Source organism: Streptomyces sp. NPDC017095 (assembly GCF_044332325.1).
Taxonomy (GTDB): domain Bacteria; phylum Actinomycetota; class Actinomycetes; order Streptomycetales; family Streptomycetaceae; genus Streptomyces.
The window spans coordinates 172,455-186,950 of the sequence record NZ_JBIROU010000013.1; the positions used below are offsets into that span (position 1 = coordinate 172,455).

Genomic DNA, 14,496 nt, shown 5'->3' on the forward strand with positions numbered 1-14,496 from the left:
CCCTATTAGGGTCGTGGGCATGGCCGACACCTCGCTTGACCTCACGCTGGACGCCGCCTCGCTCACCGCGCGGCTCGTGGACTTCCCGTCCGTCAGCGGCACCGAGAAGCCGCTCGCGGACGCGATCGAGACCGCCCTGCGCGTCCTGCCGCACCTGACGGTGGACCGCTACGGCAACAACGTGATCGCCCGTACGGACCTGGGCCGCGCCGAGCGCGTCATCCTGGCCGGCCACATCGACACCGTCCCGATCGCGGACAACGTCCCCTCCCGGCTCGACGCGGACGGCGTGCTGTGGGGCTGCGGCACCTGCGACATGAAGTCGGGCGTGGCGGTGCAGCTGCGCATCGCGGCCACGGTCCCCGCGCCCAACCGCGACCTCACCTTCGTCTTCTACGACAACGAGGAGGTCGAGGCCGAGCGCAACGGCCTGCGGCACATCGCCGCGGGCCGCCCGGAGTGGCTGAAGGGCGACTTCGCGATCCTGCTGGAGCCCTCCGACGGCGAGGTCGAGGGCGGCTGCCAGGGCACGCTGCGGGTGCTGCTGAAGACCACGGGCGAGCGGGCGCACTCGGCGCGCTCCTGGATGGGCTCCAACGCCGTCCACGCCGCCGCGCCCATCCTGGCCCGCCTGGCGTCCTACGAGGCCCGCCGGCCGGTCATCGACGGCCTGGAGTACCGCGAGGGCCTGAACGCGGTGCGGATCGGCGGGGGAGTGGCCGGGAACGTGATCCCGGACGAGTGCGTGGTGACGGTCAACTTCCGCTACGCGCCCGACCGCACGGAGGAGGAGGCGATCGCGCACGTCCGCGAGGTGTTCGCGGACTGCGGGGTGGCGGAGTTCGTGGTCGACGACCACAGCGGGGGCGCGCTGCCGGGCCTCTCCCACCCGGCCGCCGCGGCCTTCATCGAGGCGGTGGGCGGCGTACCGCGGCCCAAGTTCGGCTGGACGGACGTGTCCCGGTTCTCCGCGCTCGGCATCCCCGCGGTCAACTACGGCCCCGGCAACCCGCACTTGGCCCACAAGCGCGACGAGCGCGTGGAGACCGCGAAGATCCTGGCCGGCGAGGAGCGGCTGCGCCACTGGCTCACCGCGTGAGCGACCGGCGCACCGGCGCGGGCACGGCGACACGCGCGCGTCCCCCCGCCGTAACCCGACTGGATCTAGGCTGAGAGCGGACTACCGGCAAGCGGAGGGAGCGCACATGGCTACCGGCAACCCCGAGGGGAAGAAGCAGCCGCCGGACGAGCAGCGGCTCGGACCGGTCCTCCGGAGGCGGTCGCAGGTCACCGCCAGCACGACCGACCAGCGGCTGCTGGACGCGGGCGGCCCCTCGGACTGGGTCCACACCGACCCCTGGCGCGTCCTGCGCATCCAGTCGGAGTTCATCGAGGGCTTCGGCACTTTGGCCGAACTGCCGCCCGCCATCAGCGTGTTCGGCTCGGCGCGGACGGCGGCGGACACCCCGGAGTACGACGCGGGCGTGCGGCTCGGGCGCGGGCTGGTGGAGGCCGGCTGGGCGGTCATCACGGGCGGCGGCCCGGGAGCGATGGAGGCGGCCAACAAGGGCGCGAGCGAGGCGGGCGGCGTCTCGGTCGGCCTCGGCATCGAGCTGCCCTTCGAGCAGGGCCTCAACCCGTACGTCGACATCGGCCTGAACTTCCGCTACTTCTTCGTCCGCAAGATGATGTTCGTGAAGTACGCGCAGGGCTTCGTGGTCCTGCCCGGCGGACTCGGCACCCTGGACGAGCTGTTCGAGGCCCTGACCCTGGTGCAGACCCAGAAGGTCACCCGCTTCCCGATCGTCCTGTTCGGCACCGCCTACTGGGGCGGCCTGGTGGACTGGCTCAGGAACACCCTGGTGGCCCAGGGCAAGGCGGCCGAGAAGGACCTGCTGCTGTTCCACGTCACGGACGACGTGGAGGAAGCGGTCGCCCTGGTCTCCAAGGAAGCGGCCCGCTGACCCCGTGCCCGGCCCGCCCGCCCGGTGGCGGGCGAGCCGGGACTCAGGCCAGGCCCCGGCGGGCCACCGCGGGCGCCCGGTGCCCGGCGATGGACGCCACCATCTCCAGCACCTGGCGGGTCTCGGCCACCTCGTGCACCCGGTACACCTGCGCCCCGAGCCACGCGGAGACCGCGGTCGTCGCCAGCGTGCCGATCAGTCGCTCCGGCACCGGCCGGTCCAGCGTCTCGCCCACGAAGTCCTTGTTCGACAGCGACACCAGCACCGGCCACCCGGTGGCCACCATCTCGTCCAGCCGCCGCGTCGCCTCCAGGCTGTGCCGCGTGTTCTTCCCGAAGTCGTGCCCGGGATCGATCAGCACCGACTCCCGCGGCACGCCCAGCGCCACCGCGCGCTCGGCCAGCCCGAGGGTCACCTCCAGGATGTCGGCCATGACGTCGTCGTAGGCCACCCGGTGCGGACGCGTCCGCGGCCGCACGCCCCCGGCGTGCGTGCACACCAGTCCCGCGCCGTACCGCGCCGCGACCTCCGCGAGTTCCGGTTCCACCCCGCCCCAGGCGTCGTTGAGCAGGTCCGCGCCCGCCTCGCACACCGCCTCGCCGACCTCGGCCCGCCAGGTGTCCACGCTGATGACCACCTCGGGGAACCGGCGCCGCACCTCCGCGACGAAGCCGACCGTCCGGCGTGCCTCCTCGGCGGCCGTGACCTCCTCGCCGGGCCCCGCCTTGACGCCGCCGATGTCGATGATCGCGGCGCCCTCGGCCACCGCCTGCTCCACCCGTGCCAGGGCCGGCTCGTCGCGGAACGTGGCTCCTCGGTCGTAGAAGGAATCCGGCGTCCGGTTCACGATCGCCATGATCACCGGCTCGTGCGGCCCGAATTCCCGCCTGCCCAGCCTGAGCATCCGCTGTGACCTTTCCTAGTACGTCCCGCTGTACGGCCGCCTGTGACCCTAACCGCCGCGCTCACATGGCACGATCGGACCCTGACAGTTTCTGCTTCCGGCGCAGCGGCCGGTACGAGCGTGGGGACCCTGAGGCGATGGTGATGTTCTTGTTCCTGGTCGTCGCGCTGGCCGTCGTGGTCGCCGCGGTGACCCTGGGCGTGCTCGGGGGCGGGGAGAGCGGCCCGCTGCCCGAGGCGGCGCCCGAGCGGCTCCAGGACCCGCTGCCCGCCGACCGTCCGGTGGACCGCGCGGACGTGGAGAGCCTGCGCTTCCCGCTCGCGCCGCGCGGCTACCGCATGGCCGACGTCGACGACGCGCTCGGCCGGCTCGGCGCCGAACTGGCCGAGCGGGACGCCCGGATCGCCGACCTGGAGACGGCGCTGGCCGGCGCCCGCGCCGCCACGGCACCCGGGGAACACGCCCCGCACACCCGGCCGGACGACGGCGAGGGCCGGGAGGAGCGGCGATGACCGGCGCGACCGCCCTGGCCGGCCCGGACGGCGCCCTGCGCTGCCCCTGGGCCCTGTCCACCGACGACTACGTGGCGTACCACGACGAGGAGTGGGGCCGCCCGGTCCACGGCGACGACGCCCTCTTCGAACGGCTCAGTCTGGAGGCCTTCCAGTCGGGCCTGTCCTGGATCACGATCCTGCGCCGCCGCCCGGGCTTCCGCGCGGCCTTCGCCGGCTTCCGCATCGAGAAGGTCGCCGCCTTCACCGACGCCGACCGCGACCGCCTGCTGGCCGACCCCGGCATCATCCGCAACCGCGCCAAGATCGACGCCACCCTCGCCAACGCGCGCCTGCTCGCCGACTGGGCCGAGGGCGACCTGGACGAGCTGATCTGGTCCCACGCCCCCGACCCGGCCGGACGCCCCGCGCCCCGGACCCTCGCGGACGTCCCGGCGGTCACGCCCGAGTCCGCCGCCCTGTCCAAGGCCCTGAAGCAGCGGGGCCTGAGATTCGTCGGCCCCACGACGGCGTACGCGCTGATGCAGGCGTGCGGCCTGGTCGACGACCACCTGGAGACCTGCGTGGCCCGTCAGCGGCCGAGGTAGCGGGGCTTCTCCTTGTTGACGAACGCCTGTACGGCGATGGTGTGGTCCTCCGACCGCCCGGCCCGCGTCTGCAGCTCGTCCTCCTTCTCCAGCGTCTCGTCGAGCGAGTGGGTCAGCCCGTAGGCCACCGCCTCCTTGATCGACGCGTACGCCACCGTCGGGCCCTCGGCCAGTGCCCGCGCCACCTTCAGCGCCTCGGCGCGCAGCTCGGCCGCCGGCACGACCCGGTTGGCGATGCCCAGCTCCAGCGCGTCCCGGGCGCTGATGCTGCGCGGGAAGAGCAGCAGGTCGGCGGCGCGGCTCGGGCCGACGACCCGGGGCAGCGTCCAGGAGATGCCGGAGTCGGCGGTCAGCGCCACGCCCGCGAACGAGGTGTTGAAGGAGGCGGTGTCGGCGACGACGCGGTAGTCCGCGGCCAGCGCGAAGCCGAAGCCCGCCCCGGCCGCCACCCCGTTCACCGCCGCGACCACCGGCTTCGGCGCCCCCGCGAGGGCCCGCGCGATCGGGTTGTAGTGCTTCCTGACCGTCGTCATCGTCTGCCCGGCGCCGGTCTCCCGGTCACTGGCCAGCAGCCCGATGTGCTCCTTGAGGTCCTGGCCCACGCAGAACGCCCGGTCCCCGGCCGCCGTCAGCAGGATCGCCCGTACGGCCGCGTCGCCGGCCGCCGATTCCGCCGCCTCCCGGAGGGCGACCTTGGTCGCGATGTCCAGCGCGTTCATCGCCTCGGGGCGGTTCAGCGTGATCGTCGCGAGTCCGTCGCCCACCTCGTAGAGCACGGTGTCGGCCATGGCGTATCCCCTCCGGTGTCGCGGCTGGTGACGTACCGCTCGGTACGTCCCTGTCTGAGGACAGCATGGCGGAGATCCCGGACCCGCGGCCGGAGCGTACGTGTGACCTGCGTCTAAGAAAACACGGGCGGCGCCACCCGGACGATCTTCCCGCGGCGGCGCAGTATCGCAGGCACATCGCCGAATTGGGTGGTTTTGCTCGCGCGCGTTGCCCAAGCGATCCCGGCCGATGTTGGTCATCGGGTCCTGCGATGCGGGATAATGGCCTGGAAGCAATGTGTTCGATGCCGGTGTCGTGCGTCCGCTACGGATGACGGATGCCCTCGTGGGGCCGTCGGCAGACGATGAGCTGGTTTCAGGAAGGGGAACGAGCATGGCGGCCATGAAGCCGCGGACGGGCGATGGCCCGCTCGAGGTGACCAAGGAGGGGCGGGGCATCGTCATGCGCGTTCCGCTCGAAGGCGGCGGTCGGCTCGTCGTCGAGCTGACCCCTGACGAGGCCGAGGCGCTTGGCGATGCCCTCAAGAAGGTCGTCGTCTGAGGTCCCAGCGATCCTGTCCTCGCGACCGCCCCGGCACCGCACGCGGTGCCGGGGCGGTCGCGTTTCAGGGTTCTCGTACGGATGGCGGCGCTGTCACCGCGGGTACGGCCGGCGCCGCGGGAACCACGGGTACGGCCGGCGCCGCCGTCATCGCTTGACGGCGCACAGCAGTCCGTCGCCGACCGGCAGCAGCGACGAGATCAGCTCCGGGCTCTCCCGTACGGTGCGCAGCAGTTCCCGCAGCCGCAGCACCTCGGTCGGCTGCGGCCCCGAGTCCACCGTGCGGCCGCCCGCGAAGACGCCCTCGAAGACCACCAGTCCGCCCGGCCGTAGCAGACGCAACGATTCAGCGAGGTAATCCGGGTACTCCAGCCGGTCACCGTCGCAGAAGACCAGGTCGTAGCCGGCGTCGGCGAGGCGCGGCAGCACGTCCAGGGCGCCGCCGGGGATGAAACGGGCCCGGTTGCTGGCGAAGCCGCAGCCACGGAAGGCCTGCCGGGCGAACTGCTGGTGCTCCGGCTCCTGGTCCACCGTGGTGAGCACCCCGTCCGGGCGCATCCCGTGCAGCAGATGGATCCCGGAGACCCCGCAGCCGGTGCCGATCTCCGCGACCGCCTTGGCGTCCACGGAGGCGGCGAGCAGTCGCAGCGCGGCGCCCGTGCTGGGCGACACCGAGCGCAGCCCCGCCTCCCGGGCCCGGTCGCGGGCCCAGCGCAGCGCTTCGTCCTCGGCGACAAAGGCGTCGGCGAACGTCCAGCTCGTCTGCCGGTTGCCGGTAATGACCCTCTCCTGTCCCCGTGGTTGCCTCGGCGTGACTGTATCCGTTGGCGCCGGGAACCCGCAGATGAGCCCGGACGTTGAAGGGGGAGGAGCGGGTGGCCGGGGGCACGACGGGGGGCGAGAGGTGGACCAGCACGCCGAGCAAGTGCTGACGCAGCCGGATGAGCCGTGCCAGCACGCATCAAATTCTCGTAAAACCGCTTATCCGGAGCTAACGGGCGAGGTGGCTATGGTAGGGGCTCCACTGGACACCACCAGAGCCGACAGGGGAGGTGCGGCTGCGCCCGGGGACCGGGGCGGAGTGCTGCGGCGCTTCCTCGGGTCGGCGGGCAGGCCGAAATCCGTGACCGACACCGCTGCTGACAGCCACGCCGCCGGCCTTGCCGCCGGCGAGCTTCCGACCGCGACCTTCACCACCGACGCGGACGGCCAGGCGTGGACTCCGCCCACGTGGGAGGAGATCGTCAGCACGCACAGCGGCCGGGTCTACCGGCTCGCGTACCGCCTGACGGGCAACCAGCACGACGCCGAGGACCTCACGCAGGAGGTCTTCGTCCGCGTCTTCCGCTCCTTGTCGACGTACTCGCCGGGCACCTTCGAGGGCTGGCTGCACCGCATCACCACCAACCTCTTCCTGGACATGGTCCGGCGCAAGCAGCGCATCCGCTTCGACGCCCTCGGCGAGGACGCGGCCGAGCGCCTGCCCAGCCGCGAGCCCACCCCGCAGCAGCTCTTCAACGACGCGCACTTCGACGCCGACGTCCAGCAGGCCCTGGACACCCTGGCGCCCGAGTTCCGCGCCGCCGTCGTCCTGTGCGACATCGAGGGACTGTCGTACGAGGAGATCGCCGCCACCCTCGGCGTGAAGCTGGGCACGGTCCGCTCCCGTATCCACCGCGGCCGGTCCCAGCTCCGCAAGGCCCTCGCGCACCGGTCCCCGGAGGCGCGCGCGGCCGAGCGGCGCTCCTTCCTGACCCGCGTCCCCGCTCTGGGAGGAGGGGGCGCGCCCGCGTGAGTGGATCCCGTCCGGAACCTGTCGAGGAGGCACGCCTCGCAGAGCAGCACCTGGGAGACCGGCTTTCCGCCCTGGTGGACGGAGAGCTGGGTCATGAGACGCGTGAGCGCGTCCTCGCCCACCTGGCCACCTGCGCCCGGTGCAAGGCGGAGGCGGACGCCCAGCGCGCGCTGAAGAACGTCTTCGCGGAGGCGGCCCCGCCGCCGCCCTCGGCCAGCTTCCTGGCCCGCCTCCAGGGCCTTCCCGCGGGGGGCGGCCCGGACGGCGACGGACCGCTCGGCCGCGGCCCCGCCGACGGACCGACCGAGTCCTCCGGGCCCTCCGGGTCCTCCGGGGCCCTGGGCGCGTTCGGCCCGAGGCGCGGCGAGCGGCTGCCCTTCGGGTACCTCCCGGCCCGCCCGCACGGCCTGTTCCCGGACGGCACCGCCGCCTCCCGTGACGACGGCTTCCGCATCCATCCCGTCGGCCGCCCGGACGACGGCCGCTCCGCCTCGCGCGGGCGCAGGTTCGCCTTCGCCGCCGCCGGGGCGGTGTCGCTGGCCGCGGTCGCCCTCGGCGGCGTCACCACCGGCTTCCCCGGCGACCTGACCGCGGAGGCCCGCGGCGGCGCCGGCACCGGCAGCAATGTGCTCCCGGCGCGTTCGGCGGGCACCGGGGCGGGCGGGGGCGCGGCCACACCGGACAGCCAGCGCCGCCGTCCGGCCGGACCGCTGCTGCCCCAGGGCGGCGCGCTGCTCGGGCCGGTCCCGGCGGCACCGACCACCCTGTCCGCGCCGCTGCTGCCCGGCATCCCCGCCCCGGGCGCCGGGCAGGCCCGCTCCGGCGGGGCGGGCAGTCTGACCGCGCCCGTGTTCGCCGGTGCGGCCGCCGTCTCCTCGCTGATACGCCCGCTCGACCAGACCGTGGCGGTCCCGTCCGCCGACTGGCCCACACCTCCCGGAGCCCCCGGCCCCGGCACCCTGTCCGCCCCCGTCCCCGACACCACCCCCGCTCCCACCGCCTCCCCCGCTCCCACCGCCTCCCCGGCGACGCCCTGACCGGCCCGCGACCCGGGCTGGGCGCGTCCGAGCGGAACTGACGGAAGTCTCACCTCGGCGCGGTACCGGTCGGACAGGAACGCCGGGTACCGTTGAGCGACCGAGGACATCGCAAGGAGCGTCAGGTGTTCAATGACATAGGACCACTGGAGCTGGTCACGATCGTCGTGCTCGCCGTGCTCGTCTTCGGTCCGGACAAGCTCCCCAAGGTGATCCAGGACGTGATGCGCACGATCCGGAAGATCCGCGAGTTCTCGGAGAGCGCCAAACAGGACATCCGCAGCGAACTGGGCCCGGAATTCAAGGACTTCGAGTTCGAGGATCTCAACCCCAAGACCTTCATCCGCAAGCAGCTCGACAACGACGAGCTGGGGCTGAAGGAGATCCGCAACGGCTTCGACCTGAAGAAGGAGATGGCCGAGGTCACCGACGCGGTCAACGGCCACGACGGCGGGACGTCCGCCCCGGCGGCGCCCGCCCCGGCCCCGCTGTCCTCCGGCGGGCGCGTCGACATGACCAAGAAGCCCGAGGGGCCCGACGACTCCGCCCGGCCGCCCTTCGACGCGGACGCCACTTAGGGCCTCTCGTTTGGATCACGCCGGGCTCGCGGGCCCTGGCACCGCTCCCCCAAGCTCTTCGAGCAGGGGGTGCCCCCAGCGGCGTTGTCGTCGGTTGCCATGGCTCCGCCATGGCGCCCTCCTCCGCCTTGCGATGCACGGCACCAGACCCCGCTCCCTGATCCGGCCTGATCCGCACGAAAGACCCTGAGCCCGGCTTGCCCCGGCCCCGCCCGTCTCCGCCGACACGCGCAGACGGGCGTACGCCGCGCACGTGACGCGTGTCATAGTGCGCCCCCGCCGCACCCGGCGTGATCAGGCCGTTCATGCGACCCACGCGGCCGACGCCTGCCCTGCCGCCGCCGGTGGTGTGGATATGCTGCCGAGTTGTTGTGCGGATTGGACACGTACGCCCGAAGGGGGGCGGGCCACGCCGGTCCGACGAGATCGAGGAGGCGTCCGGGCAGATGGAGACGACGAGTCGGGTGGGCGCGCAGGCGCCGGCCGCGGAGGGCGCGCAGCAGCTCTCCCCGGCCCGGCGCACGGTCGACGGTTACCTGCGGGCGCCCTTCCCCTGGTACGGGCTCGACGAGGCGTTCACGGGGCCGCGCTGGCTGATGCAGGTCGGCACGACCGCCGACGGCACCGTCGAGCACGGCGCGATCGGGCACGGTGAGGAGCCCTCGCTGCGCGGCGAGACCGGTGCCGCGGGCGAGCCGCGGGAGAAGTTCGCGGTCGTCGTGACCGTCGCCGCGCAGCCGTCCCGGCGCAGTGCCGACGGCACGGGACTGCTGGAGGCGACGTCGGTGTCCTCCGCCGCCTGGCTGGCCGGGGTGGGCCTGCTGTCGTTCACCTGGCCCGGGCAGATGGACCACGGTCTGCGCGACGACTGGCTGGAGCAGCAGACCGAGACGGCGTGGGCGCTGGCCGACGACCTGGACGGACCGGAGTGGTCCAGACTCTCCCTGCCGGTGGACGGGGCCGCGGCCTCCTTCCACTACCGGGAGTCGGAGTTCGGCTGGGTGCTGGCCGGTACGACGGGTTCCGGCGTCCATCTGGGCGCGTACGGGCGGGGGATGAGCGCCTACGGCCTCGGGTTCTCCGTGGTGAAGGACCTGTCCGCCTACGCATGACGCGAGGGGCGCCGGATCTCCGGCGCCCCTCGTGCCGTACCGCCCCGCCGTCTGGCGGGAGGGGTCAGAACTTGTTCTTCGGGGTGAGGCCCAGGGACAGGCCCGACAGACCGCGCTGGCGGCCGCCCAGCTTGCCGGCGATCGCGCGGAGCGCGCTGCCCGCCGGGGAGCCCGGGTCGGTCAGGACCACCGGCTTGCCCTCGTCGCCGCCCTCGCGCAGCCGGATGTCGATCGGGATGCTGCCGAGGACCGGGACCGACGTACCCGTGGTGCGGGTCAGGCCGTCGGCGACGAGCTGGCCGCCGCCCGTGCCGAAGACGTCGACCATCTCGCCGCAGTGCGGACAGGGCAGGCCGGACATGTTCTCGACCACGCCGACGATCTTCTGGTGGGTCTGCACGGCGATGGAGCCGGCCCGCTCGGCGACCTCGGCCGCCGCCTGCTGCGGGGTCGTCACGACCAGGATCTCGGCGTTCGGGACGAGCTGCGCCACGGAGATCGCGATATCACCCGTGCCGGGCGGCAGGTCCAGCAGCAGGACGTCCAGATCGCCCCAGTAGACGTCGGCCAGGAACTGCTGAAGGGCGCGGTGGAGCATCGGGCCGCGCCACACCACCGGGGCGTTGCCCGGCGTGAACATGCCGATGGAGATGACCTTCACGCCGTGCGCGGACGGCGGCATGATCATGTTCTCGACCTGGGTGGGCCGGCCGTCGGCGCCCAGCATGCGCGGCACGCTGTGGCCGTAGATGTCGGCGTCCACGACACCGACCTTCAGACCGTCGGCGGCCATCGCCGCCGCCAGGTTGACCGTCACCGAGGACTTGCCGACACCGCCCTTGCCGGAGGCGACCGCGTAGACCCGGGTGAGGCTGCCCGGCTTGGCGAAGGGCACCTCGCGCTCGGCCTGGCCGCCACGGAGCGCCGACGCCAGCTCCTTGCGCTGCTCGTCGCTCATCACGTCCAGGGTGACGTCGACGCGGGTGACGCCGTCGAGCCGGGAGACCGCCTCGGTGACGCGTTGCGTGATGGTGTCGCGCATCGGGCAGCCGGACACCGTCAGGTACACGGTGACCGCGACCGCCCCGTCCGCGCCGATCTCCACGGACTTGACCATCCCGAGTTCGGTGATCGGGCGGTTGATCTCGGGGTCGTTCACCGTCGCCAGTGCTTCGCGCACCGCGTCTTCCGTAGCCATAAGGACGATGGTACGGCCCGCCGAGGGGCCTGAGGGATGCCCTTCAGCGGTCGTCTGTGTCACGTCCCGGCGGGCGTTCCGCCCGTTCCGCCGGGAATACGACCTGGCCGGTGTGCCCGTCGTGCCGGCGGCGCTCCTCCAGCTCCTTCGTCAGGTCCTGCAGCTCGGAGCGGATCCAGTCCCGGGTGGCCACCTCGCCCAGACCCATGCGCAGCGCGGCGATCTCCCGGGTCAGGTACTCCGTGTCGGCGATGGACCGCTCGTTCTGCTTGCGGTCCTGCTCCAGGTTGACCCGGTCGCGGTCGTCCTGCCGGTTCTGCGCGAGCAGGATCAGCGGGGCCGCGTAGGACGCCTGGAGGGACAGCATCAGGGTGAGGAAGATGAACGGGTACTCGTCGAAGCGCAGGTGACGGGGCGCGGCGATGTTCCACACCACCCACAGGATGATGACGACCGTCATCCAGACGATGAAGCGGCCCGTGCCCAGGAACCGGGCGATCCGCTCCGACAGCCGGCCGAAGGCCTCCGGGTCCCACTCGGGCACGATCCGGCGCCGGGGCGGGCGCGGCTGGTCCAGCCGGGCGGTCCGGGGCCGGCCGGCGGCCGTGGCACCCGCCGGATGCCGCTCGCGGGTCGCGGTCTCGCGCTCAGGAGCCATGCGCGGGCGCCTCCTCTCCTTCGTCCTCGGCCAGGTGGAACTCCGTCTCCCGCCAGTCCTCGGGCAGCATGTGGTCCAGTACGTCGTCCACGGTCACCACGCCGAGCAGCGAACCGGACTCGTCCACCACGGGCGCCGCGACCATGTCGTAGGTGGCGAAGAACCCGGCGACGACGGGCAGCGCGGCGTCCGGGTCCAGGGGCTGGAGGTCGTCGTCGACCAGCGAGCCGACCAGGGTGTACGGCGGGTCGCGCAGCAGCCGCTGGAAGTGCACGGTGCCCAGGTACTTGCCGGTCGGGGTCTCGTCGGGCGGGCGGCAGACGTAGACCTGGGCGGCGAGGGCCGGGGAGAGGTCCGGGTTGCGGACCCGGGCGAGGGCGTCGGCGACGGTGGCGTCCGGGCGCAGCACGATCGGCTCGGTCGTCATCAGACCGCCGGCGGTGTGCTCCTCGTACGCCATCAGGCGGCGCATGTCGGCGGCGTCGGCGGGCTGCATCAGGCTCAGCAGCCGCTCCTGGTCCTCCTCGGGCAGCTCGGCGAGCAGGTCGGCGGCGTCGTCCGGGTCCATCGCCTCCAGCACGTCCGCCGCGCGTTCCTCCTTCAGCTTGCCGAGGATCTCGATCTGGTCGTCCTCCGGCAGCTCTTCGAGGACGTCGGCGAGCCGGTCGTCGTCCAGGGCGGCGGCGACCTCGGCCCGCCGCTTGGCGGACAGGTGGTGCAGGACGTTGGCGAGGTCGGCGGGGCGCAACTGCTCGAAGGTGGCGAGCAGGCTCTCGGCGCCCTGTCCGTGCTCCTCCAGGGAGAACCCGGTGACAGCGGACCACTCGGCGGTCAGCGTCTCGCCCTTCGCCCGCCGGAAGGCGCTGCCCTTGCGCCCCTTGCGCACGAAGACGCGGTCCACCTCCCAGTCCCGGCGGGCGGGCAGCTGCTGCACGGACACGTCCAGGACGGTGACCTCCTCGCCGGTCTCCGTCAGCGTCACCCGCCGGTCCAGCAGCTCCCCGAAGACCAGCCGCTCGGTGGGCCGCTGCTCGAAACGGCGGACGTTGACCACGCCGGTGGTGAGGACCTGGCCCGACTCGATGCCGGTCACCCGGGTCATGGGCAGGAAGATCCGGCGCCGGGTGGACAGCTCGACCACCAGTCCGAGGACGCGCGGGGGCCGGCGTCCGACGCGCAGCATGACCACCACGTCGCGGACGCGGCCCACCTGGTCGCCGGCCGGATCGAAGACGGGGACCCCGGCCAGGTGCGAGAGGAAGATCCGGGGGGCGCCGGCTGCCATGACTGTGCTCCCTTTGCCTGGGGATCGGACGAGATGCTCGGACATGCCCGCACGGGTGCGCTTCAGGCTAGCCCGTCCGGATCGGATACGTCCTGGTGGGCGGTCCGGACGGACCGGCTCAGCCGGGCGGGCGGGGCCCCGGTACCCTGCGGTACGCCGCTCAGGAATCGTCAGAAAGGCAGCCGCACCTGTGACTGCGATCGCCCAGGGCCGAACCCGCCGGGCCGCGCGGAGCACCGCGCTGTGCGCACTGGCCGTGACAGGGCTGGCGGTGCTGACGGGGTGCGGCGGCGACGATCCCGACGCCGGCACGAACGGGGTGGGCAAACTGCCCGCCGCCCGCATCGAGGCCAGGACGCGGGCCGCGGCGGACGCGGCGCAGGCCGTACGGCTGTCCGGGACCGTGGTCAGCGGCGGCCGTACGTACCGGCTGGACATGCGGCTCAAGGACGACGGCGGGACCGGGTCCGTGACCTCGCAGGGGGCGACGTTCAAGCTGCTGCGGGTCGGACAGGAGCTGTACCTGAAGGCCGGCGCGGACTTCTGGAACCACGCCGACGGCGCCGACGGTGCCACGGGCAAGCTGGACGGCAAGTACGTGAAGGTGCCGCAGAGGGATCCGGCGTACAAGAAGTTCAGCGGTTTCACGGACAAGGACGTCCTCCTCGACGGTCTGCTGACGCTGCACGGCACGCTGGCGACGGACGGCCGCCACACCGGTCCGTCGGGTACCCGCACGATCCGCATCACCGGCGACGAGGGCTCCGGCGGCACGCTGGAGGTCTCCCTCGACGGCAACCCCTACCCCCTGCGCCTGGTCCGCGCCGGCAACGCGGGCACCCTGCGCTTCTCGGACTGGGGCGAGACCTTCACCATCGACAAGCCGCCCGCGTCGGAGACGGTGGACTACGGCGCCCAGCTCCCGGCGTCCTGACCTCCCGCCCCGCAGGTCCCGGCCCCGGCGGTCCCGGCCCGGCGCGGTGGTGCCGGGCTCCGGTCAGTCCCGTTCCTGACGGCGCTTCCTCTTCCGGCGGCCCAGCAGCTTCGGCAGGGCCGCGGGTGCCGGGGTGCGGGTCGTCGCCGGGGTCGGGACGGGGGACTCGGCGAGGTCGCCGTCCGGCAGCGGGGTCAGCGCGCCCGTCGGCACCAGGCGGAGCACCCGGCAGGTGCGGGCCCAGCGGGCCGGCATCTCCTCGGCGTCCGGGGCGTTCAGCCGTTTGCCCTTCAGCTCGGCGACGACCGCCTCCCACTCGGGGCTGCCGGGCGCCGGCTCCTCCACGGTGACCGGGAACATCACCAGCCGGCCCCCCTTGTCCTTGCTGCGCACGCTCACCTCGGCGGTGCCCCCGCCGGTCAGCCCGGTCAGCGGCTGCTCGCCCGGCCCGTCGCCCACCACGCAGACCGCGCCGTCGTGCCACACGTGCCACAGCGCCCGCGCGGCCGTGCCGCCGGCGCTCCTGACCCAGATGAGGCCGGACTTCTTCGCGGCCTCCTCGATGAGGGCCCGGTCGAGCAGCTCGCTTGTCATGCGCCCCAG

17 protein-coding genes are annotated in these 14,496 nt (G+C 73.2%); 10 read left to right on the forward strand and 7 right to left on the reverse strand.

The annotated features are described in order from the left end of the window. Positions 1–19: 19 nt before the first annotated feature. Both dapE and ACH4OA_RS25370 read left to right on the forward strand, forming a co-directional pair. On the forward strand, positions 20–1,099 hold the full coding sequence (gene dapE / locus ACH4OA_RS25365; protein WP_397971087.1) for a succinyl-diaminopimelate desuccinylase: 1,080 nt from the start codon (positions 20–22) through the stop codon (positions 1,097–1,099). A 106-nt stretch (positions 1,100–1,205) separates the two neighbouring features. After that, the gene (locus tag ACH4OA_RS25370) at positions 1,206–1,964 is read left to right on the forward strand and encodes a TIGR00730 family Rossman fold protein (protein ID WP_397940316.1); all 759 of its coding nucleotides are present in this window, start codon (positions 1,206–1,208) and stop codon (positions 1,962–1,964) included. A gap of 43 nt (positions 1,965–2,007) precedes the next feature. Here the strand turns inward: ACH4OA_RS25370 and folP are convergent, their stop codons facing one another. Then, positions 2,008–2,868 carry a dihydropteroate synthase gene (gene folP / locus ACH4OA_RS25375; RefSeq protein WP_365873144.1) on the reverse strand — a complete coding sequence of 287 codons (861 nt, stop codon included), beginning with the start codon at positions 2,866–2,868 and terminating at the stop codon, positions 2,008–2,010. A 137-nt stretch (positions 2,869–3,005) separates the two neighbouring features. Here folP and ACH4OA_RS25380 point away from each other — a divergent pair, with 137 nt between their 5' ends. Next, positions 3,006–3,380, forward strand: a complete 375-nt coding sequence (locus ACH4OA_RS25380; RefSeq protein WP_397940315.1) for a DivIVA domain-containing protein — start codon at positions 3,006–3,008, stop codon at positions 3,378–3,380. Beyond that, on the forward strand, positions 3,377–3,967 hold the full coding sequence (locus tag ACH4OA_RS25385; RefSeq protein WP_365873140.1) for a DNA-3-methyladenine glycosylase I: 591 nt from the start codon (positions 3,377–3,379) through the stop codon (positions 3,965–3,967). Before ACH4OA_RS25380 ends, ACH4OA_RS25385 begins: the two co-directional genes overlap by 4 nt. On the opposite strand, the gene ACH4OA_RS25390 is transcribed toward ACH4OA_RS25385, so the two are convergent. Next, positions 3,952–4,755 (reverse strand): enoyl-CoA hydratase/isomerase family protein, encoded by an 804-nt coding sequence (locus ACH4OA_RS25390; protein WP_397949090.1) that lies wholly within the window; start codon positions 4,753–4,755, stop codon positions 3,952–3,954. The two genes, ACH4OA_RS25385 and ACH4OA_RS25390, sit on opposite strands and share 16 nt — an antisense overlap. Before the next feature lie 373 nt (positions 4,756–5,128). Between ACH4OA_RS25390 and ACH4OA_RS25395 the strand changes: the two genes are divergently transcribed. Beyond that, a complete protein-coding gene (locus tag ACH4OA_RS25395) occupies positions 5,129–5,296 on the forward strand; it encodes a DUF3117 domain-containing protein (RefSeq protein WP_018544333.1) in 168 nt (55 codons plus the stop codon). 147 nt (positions 5,297–5,443) lie between these two features. Here ACH4OA_RS25395 and ACH4OA_RS25400 read toward each other — a convergent pair whose 3' ends face one another. After that, complete coding sequence (locus tag ACH4OA_RS25400; RefSeq protein WP_365873152.1) at positions 5,444–6,142, reverse strand: O-methyltransferase; 699 nt, start codon at positions 6,140–6,142, stop codon at positions 5,444–5,446. Between the two features lie 235 nt (positions 6,143–6,377). On the opposite strand from ACH4OA_RS25400, the gene sigE reads away from it, so the two are divergent. The 4 genes from sigE (at position 6,378) to ACH4OA_RS25420 (ending at position 9,818) form a co-directional block, all read left to right on the forward strand. Then, the gene (gene sigE / locus ACH4OA_RS25405; RefSeq protein WP_397940312.1) at positions 6,378–7,091 is read left to right on the forward strand and encodes an RNA polymerase sigma factor SigE; all 714 of its coding nucleotides are present in this window, start codon (positions 6,378–6,380) and stop codon (positions 7,089–7,091) included. Further along, positions 7,088–8,128, forward strand: coding sequence for a zf-HC2 domain-containing protein (locus ACH4OA_RS25410; protein WP_397971089.1), 1,041 nt, complete (start codon positions 7,088–7,090; stop codon positions 8,126–8,128). The genes sigE and ACH4OA_RS25410 overlap by 4 nt, the downstream gene beginning before the upstream one ends. Positions 8,129–8,253: 125 nt before the next feature. Continuing rightward, positions 8,254–8,706 (forward strand): sec-independent translocase, encoded by a 453-nt coding sequence (locus ACH4OA_RS25415; RefSeq protein WP_397940309.1) that lies wholly within the window; start codon positions 8,254–8,256, stop codon positions 8,704–8,706. A gap of 446 nt (positions 8,707–9,152) precedes the next feature. Further along, on the forward strand, positions 9,153–9,818 hold the full coding sequence (locus ACH4OA_RS25420; protein ID WP_365873130.1) for a hypothetical protein: 666 nt from the start codon (positions 9,153–9,155) through the stop codon (positions 9,816–9,818). A gap of 64 nt (positions 9,819–9,882) precedes the next feature. Here ACH4OA_RS25420 and ACH4OA_RS25425 read toward each other — a convergent pair whose 3' ends face one another. The 3 genes from ACH4OA_RS25425 to ACH4OA_RS25435 are packed head-to-tail and all read right to left on the reverse strand — an operon-like array spanning position 9,883 to position 12,959. After that, on the reverse strand, positions 9,883–11,016 hold the full coding sequence (locus ACH4OA_RS25425) for an Mrp/NBP35 family ATP-binding protein (RefSeq protein ID WP_397940307.1): 1,134 nt from the start codon (positions 11,014–11,016) through the stop codon (positions 9,883–9,885). A gap of 43 nt (positions 11,017–11,059) precedes the next feature. After that, the gene (locus ACH4OA_RS25430) at positions 11,060–11,674 is read right to left on the reverse strand and encodes a DUF1003 domain-containing protein (protein WP_365873126.1); all 615 of its coding nucleotides are present in this window, start codon (positions 11,672–11,674) and stop codon (positions 11,060–11,062) included. Beyond that, positions 11,664–12,959 carry a magnesium transporter MgtE N-terminal domain-containing protein gene (locus tag ACH4OA_RS25435; protein WP_397971091.1) on the reverse strand — a complete coding sequence of 432 codons (1,296 nt, stop codon included), beginning with the start codon at positions 12,957–12,959 and terminating at the stop codon, positions 11,664–11,666. Before ACH4OA_RS25435 ends, ACH4OA_RS25430 begins: the two co-directional genes overlap by 11 nt. A 190-nt stretch (positions 12,960–13,149) precedes the next feature. Between ACH4OA_RS25435 and ACH4OA_RS25440 the strand changes: the two genes are divergently transcribed. Next, entirely contained in the window at positions 13,150–13,893 is a 744-nt protein-coding gene (locus tag ACH4OA_RS25440; protein ID WP_397971094.1) for a hypothetical protein, read from the forward strand. A 63-nt stretch (positions 13,894–13,956) separates the two neighbouring features. On the opposite strand, the gene ACH4OA_RS25445 is transcribed toward ACH4OA_RS25440, so the two are convergent. After that, positions 13,957–14,487, reverse strand: coding sequence for a hypothetical protein (locus tag ACH4OA_RS25445; RefSeq protein ID WP_397940301.1), 531 nt, complete (start codon positions 14,485–14,487; stop codon positions 13,957–13,959). Positions 14,488–14,496 lie beyond the last annotated feature (9 nt).

Coding starts and splice junctions, on each gene's coding strand:
- ACH4OA_RS25420 (WP_365873130.1), top strand. CDS start 9,153: ATGGAGACGACGAGTCGGGTGGGCGCGCAGGCGCCGGCCGCGGAGGGC.
- ACH4OA_RS25435 (WP_397971091.1), bottom strand. CDS start 12,959: ATGGCAGCCGGCGCCCCCCGGATCTTCCTCTCGCACCTGGCCGGGGTC.
- ACH4OA_RS25390 (WP_397949090.1), bottom strand. CDS start 4,755: ATGGCCGACACCGTGCTCTACGAGGTGGGCGACGGACTCGCGACGATC.
- folP (WP_365873144.1), bottom strand. CDS start 2,868: ATGCTCAGGCTGGGCAGGCGGGAATTCGGGCCGCACGAGCCGGTGATC.
- ACH4OA_RS25370 (WP_397940316.1), top strand. CDS start 1,206: ATGGCTACCGGCAACCCCGAGGGGAAGAAGCAGCCGCCGGACGAGCAG.
- ACH4OA_RS25425 (WP_397940307.1), bottom strand. CDS start 11,016: ATGGCTACGGAAGACGCGGTGCGCGAAGCACTGGCGACGGTGAACGAC.
- ACH4OA_RS25430 (WP_365873126.1), bottom strand. CDS start 11,674: ATGGCTCCTGAGCGCGAGACCGCGACCCGCGAGCGGCATCCGGCGGGT.
- ACH4OA_RS25445 (WP_397940301.1), bottom strand. CDS start 14,487: ATGACAAGCGAGCTGCTCGACCGGGCCCTCATCGAGGAGGCCGCGAAG.
- dapE (WP_397971087.1), top strand. CDS start 20: ATGGCCGACACCTCGCTTGACCTCACGCTGGACGCCGCCTCGCTCACC.
- ACH4OA_RS25385 (WP_365873140.1), top strand. CDS start 3,377: ATGACCGGCGCGACCGCCCTGGCCGGCCCGGACGGCGCCCTGCGCTGC.
- ACH4OA_RS25380 (WP_397940315.1), top strand. CDS start 3,006: ATGGTGATGTTCTTGTTCCTGGTCGTCGCGCTGGCCGTCGTGGTCGCC.
- ACH4OA_RS25395 (WP_018544333.1), top strand. CDS start 5,129: ATGGCGGCCATGAAGCCGCGGACGGGCGATGGCCCGCTCGAGGTGACC.